Source organism: Streptomyces xanthophaeus (assembly GCF_000725805.1).
GTDB classification, from domain to species: domain Bacteria; phylum Actinomycetota; class Actinomycetes; order Streptomycetales; family Streptomycetaceae; genus Streptomyces; species Streptomyces xanthophaeus.
The window spans coordinates 28462-50458 of sequence record NZ_JOFT01000043.1 but is presented as its reverse complement, the minus strand read 5'-3'; the positions used below and the strand labels follow the sequence as shown (position 1 = coordinate 50458).

General features: G+C 73.8%; 19 protein-coding genes and 1 pseudogene. 9 read left to right on the top strand and 11 right to left on the bottom strand.

Annotation, left to right across the window (positions count from 1 at the left end; genetic code table 11):
- The first annotated feature begins 128 nt into the window (after window positions 1–128).
- The 3 genes from IO30_RS0125150 to IO30_RS0125140 are packed head-to-tail and all read left to right on the top strand — an operon-like array spanning window position 129 to window position 2582.
- The gene (locus tag IO30_RS0125150) at window positions 129–926 is read left to right on the top strand and encodes an ABC transporter ATP-binding protein (protein ID WP_031146414.1); all 798 of its coding nucleotides are present in this window, start codon (window positions 129–131) and stop codon (window positions 924–926) included.
- Window positions 913–1815 (top strand): ABC transporter permease, encoded by a 903-nt coding sequence (locus tag IO30_RS0125145; protein ID WP_031146412.1) that lies wholly within the window; start codon window positions 913–915, stop codon window positions 1813–1815. The genes IO30_RS0125150 and IO30_RS0125145 overlap by 14 nt, the downstream gene beginning before the upstream one ends.
- A 5-nt stretch (window positions 1816–1820) precedes the next feature.
- The gene (locus IO30_RS0125140; protein ID WP_031146410.1) at window positions 1821–2582 is read left to right on the top strand and encodes a sirohydrochlorin chelatase; all 762 of its coding nucleotides are present in this window, start codon (window positions 1821–1823) and stop codon (window positions 2580–2582) included.
- Window positions 2583–2633: 51 nt separating this feature from the next.
- Here the strand turns inward: IO30_RS0125140 and IO30_RS0125135 are convergent, their stop codons facing one another.
- Window positions 2634–3245, bottom strand: a complete 612-nt coding sequence (locus IO30_RS0125135) for a hypothetical protein (protein WP_031146408.1) — start codon at window positions 3243–3245, stop codon at window positions 2634–2636.
- Window positions 3246–3284: 39 nt separating this feature from the next.
- Window positions 3285–4292 (bottom strand): ketopantoate reductase family protein, encoded by a 1008-nt coding sequence (locus tag IO30_RS0125130; protein WP_031146407.1) that lies wholly within the window; start codon window positions 4290–4292, stop codon window positions 3285–3287.
- Window positions 4293–4336: 44 nt separating this feature from the next.
- Here IO30_RS0125130 and IO30_RS0125125 point away from each other — a divergent pair, with 44 nt between their 5' ends.
- Window positions 4337–5182 (top strand): aldo/keto reductase, encoded by an 846-nt coding sequence (locus IO30_RS0125125; RefSeq protein WP_031146405.1) that lies wholly within the window; start codon window positions 4337–4339, stop codon window positions 5180–5182.
- A 29-nt stretch (window positions 5183–5211) separates the two neighbouring features.
- Entirely contained in the window at window positions 5212–5784 is a 573-nt protein-coding gene (locus IO30_RS0125120; protein ID WP_031146403.1) for a DUF6434 domain-containing protein, read from the top strand.
- A gap of 16 nt (window positions 5785–5800) precedes the next feature.
- Here IO30_RS0125120 and IO30_RS0125115 read toward each other — a convergent pair whose 3' ends face one another.
- From IO30_RS0125115 to IO30_RS0125095, 5 genes and pseudogenes are all read right to left on the bottom strand, one after another.
- Window positions 5801–6364, bottom strand: coding sequence for a DUF1697 domain-containing protein (locus tag IO30_RS0125115; RefSeq protein WP_031146402.1), 564 nt, complete (start codon window positions 6362–6364; stop codon window positions 5801–5803).
- Between the two features lie 20 nt (window positions 6365–6384).
- A pseudogene (mgt, locus tag IO30_RS0125110) lies at window positions 6385–7625 on the bottom strand (macrolide-inactivating glycosyltransferase).
- Between the two features lie 15 nt (window positions 7626–7640).
- Window positions 7641–8969 carry an ABC transporter substrate-binding protein gene (locus IO30_RS0125105; RefSeq protein WP_031146399.1) on the bottom strand — a complete coding sequence of 443 codons (1329 nt, stop codon included), beginning with the start codon at window positions 8967–8969 and terminating at the stop codon, window positions 7641–7643.
- Window positions 8969–9865 (bottom strand): carbohydrate ABC transporter permease, encoded by an 897-nt coding sequence (locus IO30_RS0125100; protein WP_078904813.1) that lies wholly within the window; start codon window positions 9863–9865, stop codon window positions 8969–8971. The genes IO30_RS0125105 and IO30_RS0125100 overlap by 1 nt, the downstream gene beginning before the upstream one ends.
- Window positions 9862–10764, bottom strand: coding sequence for a carbohydrate ABC transporter permease (locus tag IO30_RS0125095; protein WP_234321828.1), 903 nt, complete (start codon window positions 10762–10764; stop codon window positions 9862–9864). The genes IO30_RS0125100 and IO30_RS0125095 overlap by 4 nt, the downstream gene beginning before the upstream one ends.
- 141 nt (window positions 10765–10905) lie before the next feature.
- On the opposite strand from IO30_RS0125095, the gene IO30_RS0125090 reads away from it, so the two are divergent.
- Together IO30_RS0125090 and IO30_RS0125085 are read left to right on the top strand one after the other, a co-directional pair.
- Window positions 10906–11769: a phosphotransferase enzyme family protein gene (locus tag IO30_RS0125090; RefSeq protein WP_031146394.1), complete on the top strand. Its 864-nt coding sequence runs from the start codon at window positions 10906–10908 to the stop codon at window positions 11767–11769.
- 70 nt (window positions 11770–11839) lie between these two features.
- On the top strand, window positions 11840–12859 hold the full coding sequence (locus IO30_RS0125085) for a hypothetical protein (RefSeq protein ID WP_051859602.1): 1020 nt from the start codon (window positions 11840–11842) through the stop codon (window positions 12857–12859).
- On the opposite strand, the gene IO30_RS0125080 is transcribed toward IO30_RS0125085, so the two are convergent.
- Entirely contained in the window at window positions 12840–13553 is a 714-nt protein-coding gene (locus tag IO30_RS0125080; RefSeq protein WP_031146390.1) for a 3'-5' exonuclease, read from the bottom strand. The genes IO30_RS0125085 and IO30_RS0125080 overlap by 20 nt on opposite strands.
- 213 nt (window positions 13554–13766) lie before the next feature.
- A complete protein-coding gene (locus tag IO30_RS0125075; RefSeq protein ID WP_031146388.1) occupies window positions 13767–15041 on the bottom strand; it encodes an SAV2148 family HEPN domain-containing protein in 1275 nt (424 codons plus the stop codon).
- A 285-nt stretch (window positions 15042–15326) separates the two neighbouring features.
- On the opposite strand from IO30_RS0125075, the gene glgX reads away from it, so the two are divergent.
- A complete protein-coding gene (glgX, locus tag IO30_RS0125070; RefSeq protein WP_031146387.1) occupies window positions 15327–17441 on the top strand; it encodes a glycogen debranching protein GlgX in 2115 nt (704 codons plus the stop codon).
- On the opposite strand, the gene IO30_RS0125065 is transcribed toward glgX, so the two are convergent.
- Window positions 17426–18736: an MFS transporter gene (locus IO30_RS0125065; protein ID WP_037895064.1), complete on the bottom strand. Its 1311-nt coding sequence runs from the start codon at window positions 18734–18736 to the stop codon at window positions 17426–17428. The two genes, glgX and IO30_RS0125065, sit on opposite strands and share 16 nt — an antisense overlap.
- An 82-nt stretch (window positions 18737–18818) precedes the next feature.
- On the opposite strand from IO30_RS0125065, the gene treY reads away from it, so the two are divergent.
- Window positions 18819–21095 (top strand): malto-oligosyltrehalose synthase, encoded by a 2277-nt coding sequence (gene treY, locus IO30_RS43745; RefSeq protein ID WP_078904812.1) that lies wholly within the window; start codon window positions 18819–18821, stop codon window positions 21093–21095.
- Here treY and IO30_RS0125055 read toward each other — a convergent pair.
- Window positions 21078–21950, bottom strand: a complete 873-nt coding sequence (locus tag IO30_RS0125055; RefSeq protein ID WP_107065186.1) for a LysR family transcriptional regulator — start codon at window positions 21948–21950, stop codon at window positions 21078–21080. The two genes, treY and IO30_RS0125055, sit on opposite strands and share 18 nt — an antisense overlap.
- Window positions 21951–21997 lie beyond the last annotated feature (47 nt).

Genomic DNA, 21997 nt, shown 5'->3' with positions numbered 1-21997 from the left:
ACCTCACCGGCATCTACGACCTGACGCTCCTGAACAAGGTCCTCAAGGCCGCCGGCAAGCCCGAGGTCTCCGACGCCGGCCTCGGCGCCAAGTAATCCCCAAGTCCAGCAACCCAGGAGGTGACGACCATGGCCACGACGCTTGCCAAGGCTGCCGAGGGCACCGTAGCGGAGCAGCACGCGTACGCCGCGCGCATCGAGCACGTCTCGAAGTCCTTCTCCGGCCCGGCCGGATCGCAGCTCGTCCTGGACGACATCAGCCTCGATGTCGCTCCCGGAGAGTTCGTCACCATCCTGGGGGCCTCGGGGTGTGGCAAGTCCACGCTGCTGAACCTGGTCGCCGGCCTGGACAAGCCGTCCGCGGGGTCCATCGCGACCCCCGGCGGCCGTCCGGCGCTCATGTTCCAGGAGCACGCCCTCTTCCCGTGGCTGACCGCGGGCAAGAACATCGAACTCGCCCTGCGCATGCGCGGGGTGCCCAAGGCCGAGCGCCGCCCGGAAGCCGAACGTCTGCTGGACCTCGTCCGGCTCGGCGGCGCCTACGGCAAGCGCGTCCACGAGCTGTCGGGCGGCATGCGCCAGCGCGTGGCGCTGGCCCGGGCGCTCGCCCAGGACAGCCAGCTGCTGCTGATGGACGAGCCGTTCGCGGCGCTCGACGCCATCACGCGGGACGTGCTGCACGGCGAACTCACCCGCATCTGGGCCGAGACGAACCTGTCGGTCCTCTTCGTCACCCACAACGTGCGCGAGGCCGTCCGCCTCGCCCAGCGCGTGGTCCTGCTCTCCTCGCGGCCCGGCCGGGTCGCGAAGGAATGGACCGTGGGCATCCCGCAGCCGCGCCGCATCGAGGACGCGGACGTCGCCGAGCTGTCCCTCGAGATCACTGAACACCTGCGTGGGGAGATCCGCCGCCATGGCCAGCACTGACACCACCCCGAAGGTCGCGGCCACGGGCAAGCAGGACGACCTGGCCGGCCTGGAGGCGGGCCTGGACGCGCTCGACGCGGTCCAGACCCACCGCACCCCGGTCCGCGAGGTCCTCGTCAAGAAGGTCCTGCCCCCGCTCCTGGCCGTCGGCCTGGTGCTCCTGGTGTGGCAGGGTCTCGTCACGGCGAAGGTCGTCGACGAGACCAAGCTGCCCGCCCTGTCCGCGGTGTGGGACAGCCTGGCCGACATGTGGGCCAAGGGCACCCTGCTGGAGGTCATCTGGACCAGCGTGTCGCGCGGCATGCTCGGCTTCCTGCTGGCCCTGGCCATCGGCACCCCGCTCGGCCTGCTGGTCGCCCGGGTGAAGTTCGTGCGCGCCGCGATCGGCCCGATCCTCCAGGGTCTGCAGTCCCTGCCGTCGGTGGCCTGGGTGCCGCCGGCCGTGCTCTGGTTCGGCCTCAACGACGCCATGATGTTCACGGTCATCCTGCTCGGCGCGGTGCCGTCCATCGCCAACGGGCTGGTCTCCGGCATCGACCAGATCCCGCCGCTGTTCCTGCGGGCCGGACGCACCCTGGGCGCCACCGGCCTGCGCGGCGCCCGCCACATCGTCATGCCGGCCGCGCTGCCGGGCTACCTGGCCGGCCTGAAGCAGGGCTGGGCCTTCTCCTGGCGCTCCCTGATGGCCGCCGAGATCATCGCCAGCTCCCCCGACCTCGGACTGGGCCTGGGCCAGTTGCTGGAGAACGGCCGCAACAACATCGACCTGCCGGGCGTGTTCCTCGCCATCATCCTGATCCTGGTGGTCGGCATCGCCATCGACCTGCTGATCTTCAGCCCGGTCGAGCGGTGGGTGCTGCGCACCCGCGGTCTGCTGGTCAAGAGCTGAGTCCCGTGTACAGCACACCTGCCCTGCTGGTCATCGCCCACGGCAGCCGCGACCCGCGGCACGCGGCGACCGTGCACGCCCTCACCCGGCGTGCCCGGTCGCTGCGGCCCGGGCTGCGGGTGGAGACGGCCTTCCTGGACTTCAACACCCCGACGGTGGGACAGGCGCTGTCCTCCCTGTACCTCTCCGGCGTACGGGAGGTCGTGGCGCTGCCGCTGCTGCTGACCCGCGCCTTCCACGCGAAGTCCGACATCCCGGCCGCCCTGGCCGAGTCGGCCTCGCGGCTGCCGGGCCTTTCGGTGCGGGTGGCGGACGTGCTCGGCCCGTCCCCGCTCCTCCTCTCGGCCCTTGAGCGCCGGCTCGCCGAAGCCGGGCTCTCCCCGGCGGACCGCTCCACCACCGCGGTGGTGCTCGCGTCCGCCGGATCCACCGACCCGGAGGCGATCGCAGTGATCGCTGAAACCGCGCGGGAGTGGCGGCACACCGGTTGGTGCGCCGTGCGGCCTGCGTTCGCCTCCGCTGCTCTGCCCCGTACCGAGGACGCCGTACGGGCCCTGCGCGCCGAGGGCTTCGAGCGGGTGGCCGTGGCCCCGTACGTCATCGCCCCCGGACGCCTCCCGGACCGCATCGCGGCCGGCGCGCACGCCGCGGGCGCGGACGTCGTGGCGGACGTCCTGGGCCCGGCCCCGGAACTGGCCACCCTGCTCCTGCGCCGCTACGACACGGCGGCCGAGGCCCCTGCCCGCCTGACGGCCCTGACTGCTTAGGGACCGCCCGGGCGCGGGCGACGGCCTCCTTATCCCTGGCTGCGGCCCGCGTCAGTCCTCCTGCGGGGGCCCGATGACCTGCTGTCCGAACTGCTCGGCCAGCCACTGCGCGTAGCGCTCCTCGTAGCCGTCCCGGTTGCGGCGCCGGACGTGGACGAGGACCAGGTGCGTGGCGGCGCGTTCGCCGAGCTCCCGGGAGTCGCAGTTGAGCAGGAGCGTCACCTCGGCGTGTTTGTACTCGCCGCGGAGGTCGCGTTCGGGCGCCGGCGGCCATTCCAGTGCGGACCAGTGGATCTCGGCGGGGTGCGGGCCGACCGCTGCCGCGAAGTGGGCTTCGACGCTCCCCACGGGCTGGTCCAGCATGGACACGCTGAAGGGCAGGTGCTCCGCCACGCCGGCGAGGTCGTCGGGAAGCTCACCGGCACGGACCGACCTGGCCAGGTCCGGCTCGACGCCGGTCCCGAACGGCGCGGTGTCGCTCCTGAACCAGGCCTCGGGCAGGGCGTCACGCAGCCGCCCCACCTCGGCCAGGGTGGGCACCTCGGCCTCCACCGACACCTCGGAGTACGGCCGGACGCCGAACTCCACCAGCTGACGGGCCACGCTCAGGGCTGCGTCCGGGTCGGGCGTGCGGAAGACGGGGTAGGCAATGCTGTTGGACATGGCGCCGACCCTGGCACAGCCGCGCGCCGGCCGTCCCCCTTATTTCTGGCTGCGGGCCGCGGCCTCGTCGGCCAGGGCCGTCAGGTCCGCGACCGGCATCGCGCCCGGCGGGAGGGATTCGCGGGCGAAGATGTTCGCCACGTGCCGCAGGACGTCGTTGACCGGGGTCGGTACCCCGTGCAGGCGGCCCAGCAGGCAGACCTCCCCGTTCAGGTAGTCCGCCTCCACCGACCCCGTGCCCCGGGCCAGGCTCTGCCACGAGGAGCCGCCCCGGACGCCCGCCGGCTGCTCGACCCTGCCGTCGCGCGCGGCGGCCTGCTCGGCCTCGGTGGCGCAGTCGATGCCCGCGGCGGCGAACGCGGCCTTCGCCTCGCGCACGGCCCGCAGCAGCAGCGCCGCCTTCGCCGGGTCAGGCTCCGGGCCGGTGGTGGCCTGGACGGCGTTGCCGAGGTTCCCCAGCAGCTTCGCGTACTTCCAGCGCATCACGTCCTCGACGACCGGCGCGCCGAAGCCGGCCTTCTCCAGGTCGGCCGCGATCCGCCGGATCCGGTCGTCCGCGCCGCCCGCCGCCCGGCCCAGGTGCAGGATGCCGGTGAGCGGCGCGCACAGCGCCGAGACCGCGCCCGGTTCCAGGAAGGTCGCGGGCAGCCACACGCACACCCCGTACACGCGGGCGAAGCGGCGCAGCGCCAGCCGTTCGCTCTCCACGCCGTTCTGCGCGCACAGCAGCGGCAGCCGCTGGGCCGCCGTACCGCCGCCCGCGACCTCCGCGTCGCCCCACGCGTCGAGCGCCGCGATGGCGTCCTGCGTCTTGACCGCGAGGAGGAGCACGTCGTCGGGGCGCAGTTCGCCCAGTTCGGCCGGTGCGGACACGACGGGCAGCCGGTGCACCCGGGTCCCGTCGGCCGTGGTGAGCTTCAGGCCGTCGGCCCGCAGGGCGTCCGCGTGCGCGCCGCGGGCGACGAGGACGACCTCGCCGCCCGCCTCCGCGAGCCGTCCGCCGATGGTGGCGCCTACCGCGCCCGCGCCGATGATGATGTACCGCATGCCACGAGCCTGGCACACGCGGGGGCCTGCGTTACCGTCGGGGCATGGTGCACACGACGTTCGCTCTCGGTGGGGACCTTCCCGTACGGCGCCTCGGCCTCGGTACGGGGGGTCTGGTCGGCCCCGGCTACTGGGGTCCGCGCGGCGGGCGCGCCGAGGCCCGGGCGCTGCTGCGCACGGCGGTGGAGCGCGGGGTCACCCTCATCGACACCGCCGACAACTACGGCCCCGACCTGGCGGAGGAGCTGATCTCAGAAGCCCTCCATCCGTACGGGGAGCACCTGGTCGTCGCCACCAAGGGCGGGGTGGTGCGCACCGGGCCGGACCGGTGGCACCTCGCGGGCCGTCCGGAGCAGTTGCGGCAGATGTGCGAGGCGAGCCTGCGCAGGCTGCGGGTGGAGCGGATCGGCCTGTACCAGCTGCACCGGTTCGACCCCTCGGTCCCGATGGCGGAACAGCTGGGCGCGCTGGCCGAGTTGCGGGCGGAGGGCAAGATCCGGCACATCGGGCTGGACACGGTCACGGCGCAACAGCTGCGCCTGGCGCGGGAGTCGGTTCCGGTGGCCTCGGTGCAGAACCCGTTCAACCTGCTGGACCGGAGCTCGGCGGAGGTGCTCGCGCTGTGCGAGGCGCACGGGATCGCCTTCCTCCCGTACTACCCGCTGGGCAGCGGTTCCCTGACCCGGGAGAGCGCGGCGGCGGTCACGGCGGTGGCCGCGGCCCATCGTGCGGGGGCGGGTCAGATCGCCCTGGCGTGGCTGCTGCACCACTCCCCGGTGCTGTGTCCCGCCCCGGGTACGGGTTCCCTCACGCACCTGGCGGAGAACCTGGACGCGGCCAGCGTGCACCTGACCGCTGCCGAGCTGGCCCTGCTGGACGCGCTCGCCTGACCGGGGCCAGGCAGGCCTACTATGGGAACATGCGTACGAATGACGGCGATCCCGGCGCCCCCCGCCCCGCACTGACCCGCGAACTGAGCGGGACCGAGCTGGTGCGCTGGTACTGGACACTGGCCGAACTGACCGCGTTCGCCCGGCAGCTCGGCCTCTCCCCCGCGGGCGGCAAGGCCGCCCTCACGGACCGCCTCGCCGCCGTGCTCGACGGGCGCCCCGAGCCGCGGCCGGTCCGCACCGCCCGGCGCGGCGGAAGGCAGCTGGCGGCGCCGGTGGACGGTGCCACCGTCATCCCCGAGGGCCAGCGGTGCAGCCAGGTGCTCCGGGCGTACTTCACGCAGGAGATCGGGCCCGCCTTCCACTTCGACGCCTTCATGCGGGACTACGTCGCCCAGGGCGCGGGGCGCACCCTCGCGCAGGCCGTCACCCACTGGCACGCCACCCGGGAGCGGGCCGCCGAACCGCAGGAGGTCGGCGCCCAGTTCGAGTTCAACCGCTTCCTGCGCGAATGGCACGCCCGCCACCCGGACGCCACCCGTACCGAGGCCCTGGCCGCCTGGCGGGCCCACCGCGCCCGCCCCAAGGACCGGCGCGACTGAAGCCGGCCGTCCGCGGTCAGCTCCCGGTGAGCTCGACGAGCTTGACGACGGTGTTCCAGTTCCGGGTGGTCACGTCGATGCCCTTGACCACGGCGGGCCTGGCCAGGGCCTCGCCCAGCTTGGAGCGGCCCAGGCCGTCCGGTGCGTACAGGTAGAGGACCCGGTCGCCGACCCGGTACTCCTCCGGGAGGAACGCGGCGGCGTCGAGCGCGGCGAAGCGTTCCGCGCCCGGCTGCTGCGAGAAGAACGTGGCGTGGAGCTGCTTGCCCTCCAGTTCGGCGGCCGGGAAGGGGCAGGCCCGCACGACCGCGCTCAGGTACTCCCCGTCCACCACCAGGCAGGGCACGCGGAAACCGAAGTGGTCCTCGATGGCCGCCTCCAGCTCCCGGGCCAGGGCCGTCGGATCCGCGGCCGCGCTGCTGAAGACGGCGTTGCCGCTCTGCAGGTACGTCTGCACCTCGCCGTGGCCGAGCCCCTCCAGCACGCTCCGCAGCTCCGCCATGGGGACCTTCTTGTTCCCGCCGACATTGATCCCGCGCAGCAGCGCGGCGTACTTCTTGGTCGCTGCCTTCTTCGTCATGGCGGCACCTTAGGGGCTGCCTATGACAGTTCGGCCTCGATGAGGTCGGCGGCCCGCCGCGTGCCCCCCTCGGCAGCCATCTGGGCGCGCAGGGCCCGGCCGCGGGCGGCCACCTCGGGGTCGGCGACGAGCGCGAGGACGGCCTCGCGGAGGGTCCCGGCATCGGCCTGCTCCATCGGGACGTGCCGGGCTACGCCGAGGGAGACCAGCATGTCGGCGTTGCCGAACTGGTCGACGGCCTGGGGGACGGCGACCATCGGCGTGCCGGTGGCGAGGCCCTCCTGGCTGCCGCCGGCGCCCGCGTGGGTGATGAAGGCGTCGGCCTGGCGCAGGATGTCCAGCTGCGGGACCCAGCGGTGGACCTCGACGTTGGCGGGGACGGCGCCCAGTGCGGCCTCGTCGGTGAACTTGCCGATCTGGAGCACGACGTGCCAGTCGGGGAGGTCGCCGAAGGCGTCCGTGCAGGCCCGGTAGAAGGCGGGCTGCTTGGTGAAGGCCGAGCCGAGCGAGACCAGCAGGACCCGCTTGCCCGCGGCGGCCGCGGGCCGCTGCCAGCCGCCCTGCTCCGCCCGCTCGCCCTGGCAGGCCCCGACGAAGGTGTACACGGACGGGTCGACCCGGTCGGCCTGGGGCTGGAGGGCCCTGGGGATCAGGACGAGGCTGCGGCGCGGGCGGCCCTGGAAGCGGTCGACCTGGTCGCCGAGGCCGTTCTCGGTGAGCCACGCGGCGAACTTCGCGTAGTACGCCTGCCCGCGCTCGGAGGCCTTCAGTCCGGCGAACATGGGCTCGGCGACCTCTTCCTCGTACCCCTCCCAGGCGACCAGGTTCGGGGAGAGGGAGACGGCCGGGACCCCCCAGCGGTGGGCGAGGACGGGCGCCGGGTAGGAGGTGATGTCGTGCAGGACGAGGGCCGGCTCGTCCCCGTCGAAGGCGGCCGCGAGCTGGGGCAGGGCCTGGACGGCGTCGTTCAGGAAGGGTTCGAGGTGGTCGATGAGTTCGGTGCCCCAGGCCTCGGGCTCGTCGTCGGTGGGCAGGGTCGAGGTGTAGATCACCGGGGTGGCGCCGGTCTGCGCGACCTTCTCGGCGAAGGCGGCGGGGATGGCGTAGCTCACCCGGTGGCCGCGGGCGACGAGTTCCCGGATCACTTCGATGCTCGGATTCACGTGCCCGTGGGCGGCGATGGAGAACATGGCGATGTGCGCGGGCTTGGCTGAGGTCATGCCACGACCATAACGAGACGATACGTCTCGTGCAAACCAATACCTCGCCCCCTCCCTCAGCGCTGGTACCGGGCCAGGACCCGGTTCCCGTCCCTGACCAGGCGTTCCTCCAGCTCCGCGAGCCCGATCGCACCGCTGTAGAACTCCTGGAGTGCCGGGGTCGCCACCTTGTCCTTCCACTCCGGGTAGCCCCGCACCGCCTGCGCGGGCGCCGGGCGCAGCCCCTGCGCGAGCGCCGCGCCGGTGGCCCAGCCGTGCTCGGCGGTGCGCAGCGCGGGATCGGCCAGGGCCTGCGTCCCCGTCGGCAGCATCCAGTCCCCGAGGGCGAGGCGGACGGTGTTGGCCGGTTGCAGCAGGAACTCCAGGAAGGCCGCGGCCTCCTTCGGGTACGGGCTGTCCCGCGCGATCGACAGGGTCTGCGGGCTCACCCCCTGGAGCAGCCCATCGGGCCCGTCCGCCCCGGCCGGTGGCGGCAGCACCTGCCAGTCGAAGCCGGGCGGTGCCTGCTGCACGATCTGCTGGCGGTAGGAGAACCCGAGCGGGACCATCGCGTACTTGCCGCCGAAGAAGCCGGGCAGGGTGTCCGAACCGCCCGTCCCGAGCGTGGCCGGGGAGGCGCTGCGGTCGGTGTGGATCTGGGCCCGCACGGTGGCGGGGACGACGGAGTCCCCCTGGTCCCAGCGGATCACGGCCTTGCCGTCGGCCGCGCGGTGGAAGAGCCGGCCGCCCGCGGACAGACCGAGGTTGAGGGTCGCGGAGACGGGGTCCTTGAGCGGCCAGGCCACCCCGAACCGGCCGTCGGCGGTGAGCCGCTGGGCCGCGGTGCGGAACTCGGGCCAGCTCCAGGGGGCTTCGGGCGTGGGCACGCGGACCCCGGAGGCGCGCAGGAGGGCCGTGTTGGCCATCAGCACCCGGGGTTCCTGGAGGAAGGGGACGCCGTACACGCCGCCGTCCGGCCCGAAGGTGGTGCTCTCCCAGCTCCGGGCCGGGATGTCGGCCCGGAGCCGGTCGGAGAGCAGCGGCCGCAGGTCGGCGAGGAAGCCGCCGTACGCGAAGTCGGCGAGGTCGTCGGAGGCGTCGTGGATGACGTCGGGGGCCTCGCCGCCCTCGAAGGAGGTCAGCAGCTGGTCGTGGACGCTGCCCCAGGAGCCCTGGACGTACTGCACCTGGACGCCGGGGTGGGCGGCGTTCCACTCGGCGACGAGGGCCTTGGTGGCGTCGACGGACTCCTTCTGCCAGGCGAGGGACTGGAAGCGGAGCCGCACGACTCCGTCCGGGGCACCGCCGCGCGGCGCGGAGCAGGCGGCCAGCAGCCCCGCCAGCAGGGCGAGCACGGTGGCGGCGCGCGCGCAGGCCCGTACGCGGGCGGACCGCCTCGCCGCCATCAGTTCTTCACCGCCCCGGCCAGCATGCCGCCGGTGATCCGCTTCTGTATGACGGAGAAGACGACCAGGGACGGGAGGGTCGCGAGGAAGGCGGCGGCGGCCAGCGGGCCGAGGTCGGCGGCGCCCTCCGCTCCCAGGAAATGGGTCAGGACGACCGGCAAGGTCTGCTGCTCCGGAGTCTTGAGGAGGACCAGGGCGAAGAAGAACTCGTTCCAGGCGGTGACGAACGCGAAGAGCGCGGTGGCCACGATGCCCGGCGCCAGCAGGGGCGCGACCACCGAGACGAGGGTGCGCAGCCGCCCGGCCCCGTCCACGGCCGCCGCCTCCTCCAGCTCGGGCGGCACGGCCCGTACGTAGCCGGTCAGCATCCACAGGGCGAAGGGCAGCGACCATACGGCGTAGACCAGGACCAGGCCCGGCACCGAATTGACCAGGTGCAGGTTCTTCAGCACCAGGAACAACGGGATGATCACCAGCACGAAGGGGAAGGCCTGGCTGATCACGACCCAGCCGCTCACGGCGGTGGACAGCCTCCCCCGGCGGCGGGCCAGGACGAAGGCCATCGGGGTGGCGAGGACGACCGCGATCACGGCGGCGCACAGGGCCGCCACGAGGCTGTTGAACGCGGCGTGCAGCAGGGGCTGTTCGGCGAAGGCCTGGCGGAAGTTGCCGAGGGTCGGGTCCTCGGGGATCCAGGTGGGGTGCAGGCTGCCGAGCTCGCGCGGGGGCTTGAAGGCGGTGGACAGCAGCCACAGGAAGGGGAAACCGAGGAAGACGAGGTAGCCGGCGAGCGCGGCGTACTGCCCGGTCCGCACGGCGCGCCGGGTCCGGTTGCGGCTGCGGCTGTGGTTGCGGCTGCGGCTGCGGCTGCGGCTGCGGCTGCGGCTGGCGTTCATCGGTCCTCCCCTCCCCTGAGCCGTCCGGCCAGGAACACGGCGAGCAGGACCGAGATCACCGCGACCATCACACAGCCCATGGCGGCGGCGTACCCGAACTGGCCGTACCGGAAGGCCTCCTCGTACGCGAAGAGCATCGGCAGCCGGGTGCGGCCGCCCGGCCCGCCGTTGGTCAGCACGTAGACCAGGGCGAAGGAATTGAAGTTCCAGATGAAGTTCAAGGCGGTGATCGCCAGCGCCACCGGCCGGAGCGCGGGCCAGGTCACCGCCCTGAACCGGCGCCAGGCCCCGGCGCCGTCGAGCGCTGCGGCCTCGTGGAGCTCGCGCGGGGTGTTCTGCAGTCCGGCGAGCAGCGCGACCGTGGTCTGCGGCATGCCCGCCCACACGCCGACCACGATCACGGCGGGCAGGGCGGTGGCCAGCCCGCTGAGCCAGTCGGTGTCCCCTGCCAGGCCGAGGCCGGACAGGGTCTCGTTCAGCACGCCCGCGTCGGGGTGGTAGACCAGGCGCCACATGACGGCGACGACCACCTCGGGCATCGCCCAGGGGATGATCGCCAGGGTCCGGGCCAGCCACCGGAACCGGAGCTCCTGATCGAGCAGCAGGGCGAGGCCGAGGGCCAGCAGGAACTGCGGCACGGTGACTCCGGCCGCCCACAGCAGGCCGATCCGGAAGGACTCCCAGAACAGCCGGTCGTGGAGCAGGTCCTGGAAGTTGAGGAGCCCCACCCACTGGGTGGGCGAGGTCCGGCCGGACTGGGAGTCGGTGAAGGCGAGGGCGAGGCCGTAGAGCAGCGGCCCGACGCTGAGCAGCAGGATCGGCAGGAGTGCGGGCAGGACCAGGAACCAGGCCCCGTGATCGGCCCGGCGGCGCGCGGGGGCCTTACCGGCCGAGGTCACGTGCACCCGCCTTCCGGGTGGATCGTCCGGATCCGCCCCCGGCCATCGTGCGGAGGCCCTGATGGCGCGTCAAGGCACTGCGCACCGGGGTGCGAGACTTGGCGGATTCACGACGATCCGGCGAAGGACGAGACGAACGGCATGGACGAGGCGCAGGCCAGGGACGTACTGACGGCAGCGGGCCTCGGCGCGGGGGCGGGACGGGAGCCCGAGCTCCTCGCCTTCGGCGAGAACGCCGTCTTCGCCGTCGGCGAGCTGGTGGTGAAGGTGGGCCGGGAGGCGGAGCTGCTGGCGCGGGCCGACCGGGAGCTGGCGGTGGCGGGCTGGCTCGCGGATTCCGGCGTCCCGGCCGTCCGGGCGGCCGAACCGGCCCCGCGGCTGGTGGACGGGCATCCGGTGACGCTGTGGCACCGGCTCCCGGACGCGGTCCGTCCGGCGGGACCCGCCGATCTCGCGGGGCTGCTCCGCCGCCTCCACGCCCTGCCCGCCCCGCCGTTCGCGCTCCCGGCACGCGATCTGCTGGGCGGGGTCGAGCGCTGGCTGCGGCTGGCCGGGGACGCCGTCGACCCGGCGGACGCGGCGTACCTGCGGGCCCGGCGCGACGCCTACGCGGGCGAGGTCGCCGCCCTGACCCCGCACCTGCCCCCGGGGGCCGTCCACGGCGACGCCCTGCCGCGCAACGTGCACGTGGGACCGGACGGTCCGGTCCTGGTCGACCTGGAGACCGTGTCGGCGGACCTGCGCGAGCACGACCTGGTGGTGATGGCCCTGTCCCGCGACCGGTACGGCCTGCCCGCCGAGGAGTACGGGGCCTTCGTCGCGGCGTACGGCTGGGACGTGCGGGACTGGGAGGGCTGCGCGGTCCTGCGCGGCGCCCGGGAGACGGCCAGCTGCGCCTGGGTCTCCCAGCACGCCCCGGCCAACCCGAATGCACTGGCCGAATTCCGCCGCCGGGTCGCGTCCCTCCGGGACGGGGACCGCGAAATGCGCTGGCACCCCTTCTGACCGGCCCGTAGCATCCGCTCGCCGGAGCCGCGCACGAGCCGCGCCGGAGCAAGGCCAGCCAGGGAGCAGCGTGCCGTCCTTCGTCCACCGCATCACCAAGTACGATCCCGCCGACCGCGACGAGCGCGGCCACTACAACGGCCCCGAGGACACGACCTGCGACCACGGGCCGGTCGAGGCCGCGTACCTGGCGGCGATCGCCGCCTTCGCCGGGGCCACGGGCATCGAGCGGCTGGAGATCCGCGAGCCCGCGGTCTGCGGCCCCGTCAACTTCGGGCTGGAGCCCACGATCGAGGGCGACGGTCTCGCCGGGCTGTTCCCGGCCGGTCCCGACGGCTACCACGACGGGGCCGAGGTGTCCCTCCCCGTCGCCCTCGAACTGGTCCGGGCCATGCTCCGCGACAACGGCGCCTGGTGCCGGCTGGAGGCGGGGGACGCGTTCACCGTGCACGTCGGCTGGGACCAGTACGTGTTCGTGGGCAGCGAGGGGCCCTGTGAGGACGCGGTGGCCCGCACCCGGGAGCTCGGACTGTTCGCGGAACCGCTGTCGGCCTCGCCCTACGCGCCCGACTTCGACGAACCGGGCGAGCAGCGGCCCGCCGACGAGGAGTTCTGGGAACTCGTCCGCGAGAGCGTCACTGCGCGCCAGGCGGTGCTCCTGGAAGAGGGCTACGTCCACAACGCCACCCGCTGGCACCGCGTGACCGAGGACTCCCTCGGCGCGGTGCGCACCCGGCTGGCCCCGCGTGCCCAGCTGCACGTCTGGCCCGACCTGTCCACGGACGTCGCCGCTGTCCTCGCCGGCCTGCCCGAGGAAGGCCTGGTGGAGCTCGTCTGGGAGGCACAGGACGGGACGATCACCAGCACGGAAGCCGACGCGGACGAGTACGGTGAGCTGGCCGCGCTGGTGGCCGGGGCCCGCGCCGCCTCCGCGCTGTCCATGTACGCGGAGGAACGCCTCCCCCTCTTCACCGCCGTCCTGCCCGACGCCGACGGGGTGCTGCGCGCCCGGTGGCGGACGGACCCCACGCCGAGCGACCTGGAGTGGTCCCGCCGGCGCGGCCCCGCGGTCAGCGCGGGCGGGGAATGAGCGGCCACGCGGGCTCGACGACGGCCGCCGGGTCCGCGGTGCGCCGCAGGTAGCGCTGGAGCGAGACCGACTGCTCGGCGGCCGCCCGTATCTGGAGCTCCTGCAGTTCGGCCAGGGCCATCCCCCCGACGGGCCGGTGCCGCTCCGCGAGGCTGCGCACCACCCGGGCGGCGGCCACGGCGTCCGCCCGCGCGTCGTGCGCGTCGTCGAGCTGCACCCCGTAGTGGGCGCACAGCGCGTACAGGGCCCGCTTGCCCTTGCGGTACTTGTCCACGTGCTTGTCGATCACCAGCGGATCGATGACGGGCGCGGGTACCCCGCCGAGCCGCTCGCTGACCGAGGGCACCCCGTGGCGCCGGCACTCGCGGTCCAGCAGGGACAGGTCGTACCGGGCGTTCATCACCACCAGGGGCGTCCCGGAACCCAGCTCCTGGGCGATGGCCCGGGCGATCTCCTCGACCGCCTCGGCGGCCGGGACGCCGTGCGCGCGGGCGTGCTCCGTGGAGATGCCGTGGATCGCCGAAGCCTGTTCGGGTATCGCCACCCCGGGGTCGAGCAGCCAGGTCCGCTCCTGGGCGACGCTGCCGTCCGGTTCCAGCCGCACGACGGCCGCCGTCACGATCCGGTCGGTCTCGACGTCGGTCCCCGTGGTCTCCAGGTCGAAAGCGGTCAGCGGGCCGCTGGTCCAGCTCATCGCACGGCCCCCGGCCGCCCGTGGCCGGTCACGGCCCGCGCCGCCCCGCCCTCGGCCCCGAAAGCCCCACCGCCGTGCAGGTCCCCCATGTCGCGCCCTTCCCCCCGTACCGTTCGGTCAACGGCTTTCAGCCTGCCACGGGGCACTGACAAGCCGGAAGACGCCCCCCTCCAGGGCCGCCGGGGAGCGGCTGGGGACCTGCTGGGGGAACGGTCAGGAGACCGGCCGGGAGTCGTCCCACACGGACTCGAACTCCTCGCGGTACGTCGTGAACAGGCCGTGGTCCGCGTCCTTGGGCACGCCGCGCCCGCCGCCGCGCAGCACGAGCACCGGCGCCTCCATGCCCCGGGCTCGCCGCAGGTACGACTGCACCACCGCGATGCCCGAGGACTCGCCCTCCACCAGGTAGGCGGTGAAGCGCGGGGTCTCGTCGAAGACGTGGATGTCGAAGCGCGAGGGGTCGCGCAGCCCCGCCCGCACCCGGCGCACGTGCAGGATGTTCATCTCCACGGACCGGCTCAGCTCGCCCTTGCGCAGTCCCAGCTCCCGCTCGCGCCGCTTGACGGCACTGCTCGCCGGGTTCAGGAACAGCAGCCGGACCCGGCAGCCCGCTTCCGAGAGCCGGACGAGTCTTCGCCCCGAGAAGTTCTGGACCAGCAGGTTGAGGCCTATGCCGATGGCGTCGAGGCGGCGCGCACCGCCGAAGAGGTCCTCCGCCGGGAGCTGGCGCTGGAGCCGCACCCGGTCCGGGTGGACCGAGATGACGTCCGCGTACCGGTCGCCCACCAGGTCCTCGACGGCGTCGATCGGCAGCCGGTCCGCCGACGGGCTGCCCGCGCCCCCGCCCAGTACCTCCAGCAGCCGCGCCGAGGCACGCTCCGCCTGCTCCAGCACCGCGCGCGACAGCGCCCGGTTGCGGGAGACGACGTTGCGGGTGACCTCCAGCTCGTCGAGGGCCTGCTCGATCTCGCGCCGGTCGTCGAAGTACGGCTCGAAGCAGGGCCAGTGCTGGACCATCAGCTCCCGCAGCTGCGGGAGCGTCAGGAAGCTCAGCACGTTGTCGTCGGCCGAGTCGAGCAGGTAGCCCTTGCGGCGGCTGACCTCGCGCACGGCGACGGCCCGCTGCACCCATTCCTGCCCGGCGGGTCCCGCGGCGGCGACCACCCAGTCGTCGCCGCCGTGCACCGGCTCGTAGATCGGGCGCAGGACCGCCCCGACGACCGACCGCAGCCGTTGTTCGATCAGATTGAGCCAGATGTAGGCCCGTCCGGCCCGCTGCGCCCGGGTGCGGACCTCGCTCCAGGCGTCCGCTCCCCAGTCCAGCTCGGCGCCGGTCCGTGCGCCCGTGGCGCCTGTGGCCGTCGCCGGCCCGCCCGCCAGGGAGACCGCTCCGGCCGGAACCGTCCCGGAGCCACCTCCTGGGGCGTCCGCCGGGCCGCCCTCGTGACCGCTGTCACCAGGGGGCAGCTCCAGACCTCCCGAGCTCACCCGTGCACCGCCTTCTGCGTCTGGACGCCCGTCTCCAGTGATCACGGAAGGGTACTCCGCGCGCACGTCCTGGTGCAGCCCGATGGCCCGTACACCGGCTGTCCGTTGACCCATTATCCGATGCGCACACAGTCCGCTGACCCGCCTATCAGCTCTCCGGGTCACCCGGGAGGAGCATTGCAAGTCCACGCGTGGGGCCCCTCTTTCGGGGAAGATCTGCCAAAGACGTGGTCCACGCCGGATCAGCCGGGCCATCCTCCGACACCGAGGGAAGAGTCGTTGTCTATGCAGGTCTGGCCAGGACAGGCATATCCGCTCGGCGCCACCTACGATGGCGCGGGCACCAATTTCGCGGTCTACTCCGAGGCCGCCCGACGTATCGAGCTGTGTCTCCTGCACGACGACGGCTCGGAGACCGCCGTCGAGCTGCGCGAGACGGACGCCTTCGTCCGTCACGCCTACCTGCCCGGCATCATGCCGGGCCAGCGCTACGGGTTCCGGGTCCACGGCCCCTACGAGCCCGAGCGCGGGATGCGGTGCAACGCGGCGAAGCTGCTGCTGGACCCGTACGCCCGGGCCATCAGCGGCAAGGTGGACTGGAGCGAGGCGGTGTACGGCTACCACTTCGGCCGTCCCGATTCGCGCAACGACCTCGACTCCGCCCCGCACACCATGAGCTCGGTCGTGGTGAACCCGTACTTCGACTGGGCCAACGACCGCCCGCCGCGGCACGAGTACCACCACACCGTGCTGTACGAGGCCCACGTCAAGGGCCTGACCATGCGCCATCCCGACCTCCCGGAGGAGCTGCGCGGCACGTACGGGGCGCTCGCGCACCCGGCGGTCATCGGGCACCTCACCAAGCTCGGGGTGACGGCGCTGGAGCTGATGCCGGTGCACCAGTTCGTCAATGACCACCGGCTGGTCAACGACGGCCTGAGCAACTACTGGGGCTACAACACCATCGGCTTCTTCGCCCCGCACAACGGCTACGCCTCGGGCGACCGGGGCCAGCAGGTGCTGGAGTTCAAGTCCGCGGTGCGGGCCCTGCACGAGGCGGGGATCGAGGTGATCCTGGACGTGGTCTACAACCACACGGCCGAGGGGAACCACCTGGGCCCGACGCTGTCCTTCCGCGGGCTGGACAACGCCTCGTACTACCGGCTGTCGGACAACCAGCGGCACTACACCGACACCACCGGCACCGGGAACTCGCTGCTCATGCGGTCCCCGCACGTGCTCCAGCTGATCATGGACTCGCTGCGCTACTGGGTCACCGAGATGCACGTGGACGGCTTCCGCTTCGACCTCGCGGCGACGCTGGCCCGCCAGTTCCACGAGGTGGACCGGCTGTCGTCGTTCTTCGACCTGGTGCAGCAGGATCCGGTGGTCAGCCAGGTCAAGCTGATCGCCGAACCGTGGGACCTGGGCGAGGGCGGCTACCAGGTGGGCAACTTCCCGCCGCTGTGGACCGAGTGGAACGGCAAGTACCGGGACACCGTACGGGACCTGTGGCGGGGGCAGCCGCGGACGCTGGCGGAGTTCGCCGGGCGGCTGACCGGCTCCTCCGACCTCTACCAGGACGACGGGCGGCGCCCGCTGGCGTCCATCAACTTCGCCACCTGCCACGACGGTTTCACCCTGCACGACCTGGTCTCGTACGACGAGAAGCACAACGAGGCGAACCGCGAGGGCAATCGGGACGGGGAGACCCACAACCGGTCCTGGAACTGCGGGGCCGAGGGGCCGACGGAGGACCCGGAGATCGTGGAGCTCCGGGAGCGCCAGATGCGCAACTTCATCGCGACGCTGATGCTGTCCCAGGGCGTGCCGATGCTCAGCCACGGCGACGAGTTCGCCCGGTCCCAGGACGGCAACAACAACGCCTACTGCCAGGACAACGCCCTGTCGTGGGTGAGCTGGCCGGAGCCGGGCAAGCCGCCGCCCTCGCTGCTGGAGTTCACCCGGCGGATGGTGTGGCTGCGGCGCGACCACCCGGTGTTCCGGCGGCGCCGGTTCTTCCACGGCCGGCCGGTGGAGGGAACGCACGACGAGCTGTCGGACATCGCCTGGTTCACCCCGCACGGCGAGGAGATGCGGGCCCGCGACTGGCAGGCGCAGCACGCGCGGGCGCTGACGGTGTTCCTCAACGGGGAGGCGATCTCGGAGCCGGGGACCCGGGGGGAGCGGATCACGGACGACTCGTTCCTGCTCATGTTCAACGCGGGCGCGCATCCGCAGGAGTTCACGGTCCCGGCGGGGCACGGGGCCCAGTGGCGGATGGTCGTGGACACGGCGCGGCCGGAGGTGCTGCCACCCGGTTCCGGGTCGCAGTTCGCGGCCGGGGACCGGGTGGCTCTGACGGGACGGTGTCTGGTGGTGCTTCAGCGCCCGGCGTAGGCGGTGCTGCCGCCCACCGCCGGTGCGGCGGGCGGCTGCGCGGGGACGGGTGCCGCGGCGTGGGCACGGGTGGCGGGCACCCGGGTGACCAGGGCGAGGGTCAGGCTCAGCGCGGCGGCGCCGACGGCCACCGCGAAGGCCCCGGCGGGCCCGTACCACTCGGCGAGGCGTCCGGAGACGGCGAGGGCGAGGGCCTGCCCGGCGACCAGGGAACTGGCGGCGAAGGCCATCGACTCGGCGAGCCGGGCCGGTTCCACGGCGCGTTCGGTGAGGGCGAAGGCGGTGATCAGGTGCGGGGCGTAGGCGGCCCCCAGGACGGTGACGACGGCGTACAGCGGCCAGAGGCTGTCGGTGAACAGCAGCGGCACCGAGAGCACCAGCGCGGCCGCGGTGGCGGCCCGCCAGCGCAGCCGCAGGCCGAAGCGTTCGGGCAGCGCGCCGAGGGCGAGGCCGACGGCAGCGCTGACCACTCCCATCGAGGCGTAGACGATCCCGGCCTGGCCGGGGACGCCCAACTGGTCGGTGAGGGCGGCGATGCCGGCCTGACAGGCACCGAACATGGCGCCCTGGAGGGCGAGGGAGCCGCGCACGGCGTGCACCACGCCGGGCTGCCGGCCCCGGCCCTTGCCGGCGCGGCCCGCGTCGCCCCGGCCCTGCCGTCCGCGCCCGCCCGCCGGGGACCCGGCCGTGACGGCGGCTGTCGGGTGCAGGGCGTAGGCGCTGGCGAAGACGGCGACGAGGGCGGCGGCTCCGCCGAGGGCGACGGCGGGGTGTGCGACGAGCGCGGCGAGTCCGACGAGGGCGGGGCCGAGGACGAACGAGACCTCGTCGAGGGTGCCTTCGAGCGAGTGGACGGCTCCGACGACGCTCTCGTCGGCCCGGGCGCGGTGCGCCAGCGCCACGGAACGGGTCCGGGCGAGGGGGCCGATCAGCGGTACGGAGGCGCCGGTGACGGCGCCGATCGCGGCGAGCGGGACGGTGGCCAGGCCCCCGAGGGCCCCGGCGACGAGGGCGGCGGTGGCGACGGCGTTGACCGCGGCGGCGGTCAGGACGACGGGCCGCTGCCCGTTGCGGTCGGCGAGCCGGCCCAGGACCGGTCCGAAGACCACCTGGCCGGCCGAGAGGGTGCCACCGACTATGCCGGCGGTGGCGAGGGAGCCGCTGGTCTGTGCGACCAGCAGGACGCTCCCGAACTGGGACATCGCGACGGGCAGTCGGGCGAAGAACGAGATGAGGGGGAGTAGGGGCCCGGTCAGGGCGATGACTCTTCGATAGGTGTTGACGGTTCCAACCACTTGAGGCACCTTAACCCGGTGCAGTCACCCGGATGCATTGGGTAATGGCACGGAATCCGGCAGGCTGGGTACGTACGTTCTCATGAGCCAGTCGCTGTCACGCACGCAATCGGAATCTGATGTTCCGACACCTGTCATTCCGGCGTCGACCTACCGTCTCCAGCTCGGCCCCGACTTCCCCTTCCCGGCGGCCGGGGCGGCCGTTCCGTACCTGGCCTCCCTCGGCGTCTCCCACCTGCACCTGTCCCCCGTGCTGGAGGCGGTGCCCGGGTCGGCGCACGGGTACGACGTCACCGACCACTCGCGGGTGCGCGCCGAGCTCGGCGGCGAGGAGGGCCTGCGGGAGCTGGCCCGCCGGGCCCGGGCGCACGGCCTCGGCCTGGTCCTCGACATCGTGCCGAACCACATGGCGGTGCCGACCCCTCTGCGCCTGAACCGGCCGCTGTGGGAGGTGCTCCGCGACGGGCCGGACTCCCCGTACGCCCGCTGGTTCGACGTCGACTGGGAGGCGGGCGGCGGACAGCTGCTGCTGCCGGTGCTGGCCGGCCCGGCGGAGTCCTGCGAGCTGAAGCCCGACGGGGAGGTCCTGCGCTACGGGGAGCAGGAATTCCCGCTGCGGGAGGGCACCGGCGCCCTGGACCTGCCCGCGCTGCTGGCCGCGCAGTGGTACCGCCCGGCCTGGTGGCGGGAGGCCGGCACCTCGCTCAACTACCGTCGCTTCTTCACCATTTCGGAGCTCATCGGGGTACGGGTGGAAGATCCGGAGGTGTTCACCGCCACCCACGCGAAGGTGCTGGAGCTGGTCCGCGACGGGGTCGTGGAAGGACTGCGGATCGACCACGTGGACGGCCTCGCGGACCCCGAGGAGTACCTGCGCCGGCTGCGGGCCGCGGCGGGCGAGGGCTGCTGGGTGGTCGTGGAGAAGATCCTGGCCCGCCCGGAACGGCTGCCGCCCGCCTGGCCCGTGGCGGGCACCACCGGGTACGACGCGCTGCACCGGGTGGACGGGGTGTTCACCGACCCGGACGGCGCCGCCGAACTGGCCCTGAGCTACACCGCCAGGACCGGAGTCCCCGCGTGGGAGCACACCGCCGACGCCTGCGCCCGCGAGGTGCTGACCGGCGACCTGGCCTCCGAACTCGCCGCCCTGGAACGCCGCGCCGGGCCGGAACTCGCAGGCGCCGTACGGGAACTGCTCATCGCCTACCCCGTCTACCGGCCCTACCCCGGCGACCCGGAGCCCGACCCGCAGGCCCTGGAACGGGCCGCCGCCGCGGCCGGGCCGGCCGCGGCGGCGGGCCTACGGGAACTGCTGCTGCGCGACCCCGCCTTCGCCGCCCGCTTCGCCCAGACCTCGGCCGCCCTGCGCGCCAAGTCCCTGGAGGACCGGGCCTTCTACCGGTACGCGCCCCTGCTGTCGGCCACCGAGGTCGGCGGGGACCCCGGGAGTCCCGCGGTGCCCCCGGCCGAGTTCCACGCCTACTGCGCCGCCCTCGAACGGGACTGGCCGGCCTCCGGGACGGTCCTGTCCACCCACGACACCAAGCGCAGCGCGGACGCCCGGGCCCGCATCTCGGTGCTCTCCCAGGCCCCGCACCTCATGGACGGCGCCACCGGCCCCGATCCCCAGCTCGCCTGGGTGGCCCGGCAGACCGCACTGGGCCTCGGACCGGTCCCGCAGGCCGCGCCCCGGCTGGCCGGGGCCCTGCTCAAGGCGGTGCGCGAGGCCGCCCTGCACACCCGCTGGACCGACCGCGACGAGGCCTACGAGGCGAGCGTGCCCGGATACGCCCCGGCCCCGCTGGACCTCCCGCCCGAGCTGGCGCCGGCCGCCCGGGCCAACCTCCTCGGCATGACCCTGCTGCACCTGGCCATGCCGGGCGTCCCCGAGGTGTACCAGGGCGCGGAGACCGAGTACCGGGCCCTGGTCGACCCCGACAACCGCCGCCCGGCCGAATTCCCGCAGGGGGCGCTGGCCCGGCTGGACGCGGGGGCCGCGCCGGGGGACGCGGCCGAGGAGAAGCTGGCCCTGACCCGCGCACTGCTGCGGCTGCGCCGGGACAGGCCGGAGCTGTTCAGCGGCTACGCCCCGCTGTCCGCCCGGGGCCCGGCCGCCGGGCACTGCCTGGCCTTCGCCCGGCCGCCGGGGCTGGTCGCGGTGGCCACCCGGCTCTCGCACCGGCTGGCCGCAGCGGGGGGCTGGCGGGACACCGTGCTGGCGCTGCCGCCCGGCCGGTGGACGCCGCTGGCGGTGGCCGGCGGGGCGGACGGGGCCGACGGGGCCCCGTACGAGGGGGAGGTGGCGCTGAGCGCCCTGCTGGACGCCCTGCCCGTGGCCGTCCTACTCCGGGAGGAATAGCGCCGCGAAGGCCTCCGCGGCGCCGGTCAGCGCCACCCTGGAGAACACCGCCAGGGGCCGGTGCCACGGGGGGTCGAGGGAGAGCAGCGCACAGTCCTCGCCGACGGCGCCCCGGACCATGTGGGCCGGGGCGACGACGATCCCCACCCCGGCGGCCGCCATCCGCACGGCCGTCGAGGTGTGTTCCGTACGCATCACCGTGCGCGGGGTGAAGCCGGCCGTGCCGCAGGCCCGGTCGATGACCGGCTCGCCCTGGACGGAGGGTTCCATCGCGCAGCGGATCCAGTCCCGGTCCGCGAGCTCGGCGAGCCGGACGGAGCCGCGGCCGGAGAGCGGGTCGTCGAAGGGCACGACCAGCACGAGCTCCTCCCGCCCGGCGGGCAGGACGGGCCCGGTCCACTCCTTCGGCTCCGGCCCCACGGCGAGGTCCGCGACGCCCCGTTCCAGCTGTTCCTCCAGGGCCTCGGTGGACCCGTACTCGCGCAGGACCAGCGCCACGCCCGGGTGCAGGGCCCGCCAGCGGGCGGCCACGGCGGGGAGCATGCCGACGGCGACGGCGTGCACGGTGGCCACGTGCAGCTCCCCCCCGACCGCCCCGGCGGCGGCGCGGGCGGCCCTCTCGGCCTGCCGGGCGCTGCGGACGGCGAGCTGGGCATGCGGCAGGAACGCGCGGCCCATCGGGGTGAGCCGCACCCCGCGCGGCAGCCGTTCCAGCAACTCCCCGCCCACGGACCGCTCCAGGGCCTTGACCTGGTGGGAGAGGGCGGGCTGGGTCACGTGCAGGACCTCGGCGGCCCGGGTGAAGGAGGACTCCTCCAGGACGGCGAGGAAGTACTCCATCTGGCGCAGGCTCATGATCAGGAAGCATAGAGAGCGTGCATGGCAGCGAGAAGATCATTGCC

Coding starts and splice junctions, on each gene's coding strand:
- IO30_RS0125145 (WP_031146412.1), top strand. CDS start 913: ATGGCCAGCACTGACACCACCCCGAAGGTCGCGGCCACGGGCAAGCAG.
- IO30_RS0125120 (WP_031146403.1), top strand. CDS start 5,212: ATGCGTACGAATGACGGCGATCCCGGCGCCCCCCGCCCCGCACTGACC.
- IO30_RS0125100 (WP_078904813.1), bottom strand. CDS start 9,865: ATGAACGCCAGCCGCAGCCGCAGCCGCAGCCGCAGCCGCAGCCGCAAC.
- IO30_RS0125150 (WP_031146414.1), top strand. CDS start 129: ATGGCCACGACGCTTGCCAAGGCTGCCGAGGGCACCGTAGCGGAGCAG.
- IO30_RS0125130 (WP_031146407.1), bottom strand. CDS start 4,292: ATGCGGTACATCATCATCGGCGCGGGCGCGGTAGGCGCCACCATCGGC.
- IO30_RS0125105 (WP_031146399.1), bottom strand. CDS start 8,969: ATGGCGGCGAGGCGGTCCGCCCGCGTACGGGCCTGCGCGCGCGCCGCC.
- treY (WP_078904812.1), top strand. CDS start 18,819: ATGAGCCAGTCGCTGTCACGCACGCAATCGGAATCTGATGTTCCGACA.
- IO30_RS0125135 (WP_031146408.1), bottom strand. CDS start 3,245: ATGTCCAACAGCATTGCCTACCCCGTCTTCCGCACGCCCGACCCGGAC.
- IO30_RS0125080 (WP_031146390.1), bottom strand. CDS start 13,553: ATGAGCTGGACCAGCGGCCCGCTGACCGCTTTCGACCTGGAGACCACG.
- IO30_RS0125090 (WP_031146394.1), top strand. CDS start 10,906: ATGGACGAGGCGCAGGCCAGGGACGTACTGACGGCAGCGGGCCTCGGC.
- IO30_RS0125055 (WP_107065186.1), bottom strand. CDS start 21,950: ATGAGCCTGCGCCAGATGGAGTACTTCCTCGCCGTCCTGGAGGAGTCC.
- glgX (WP_031146387.1), top strand. CDS start 15,327: ATGCAGGTCTGGCCAGGACAGGCATATCCGCTCGGCGCCACCTACGAT.
- IO30_RS0125125 (WP_031146405.1), top strand. CDS start 4,337: ATGGTGCACACGACGTTCGCTCTCGGTGGGGACCTTCCCGTACGGCGC.
- IO30_RS0125115 (WP_031146402.1), bottom strand. CDS start 6,364: ATGACGAAGAAGGCAGCGACCAAGAAGTACGCCGCGCTGCTGCGCGGG.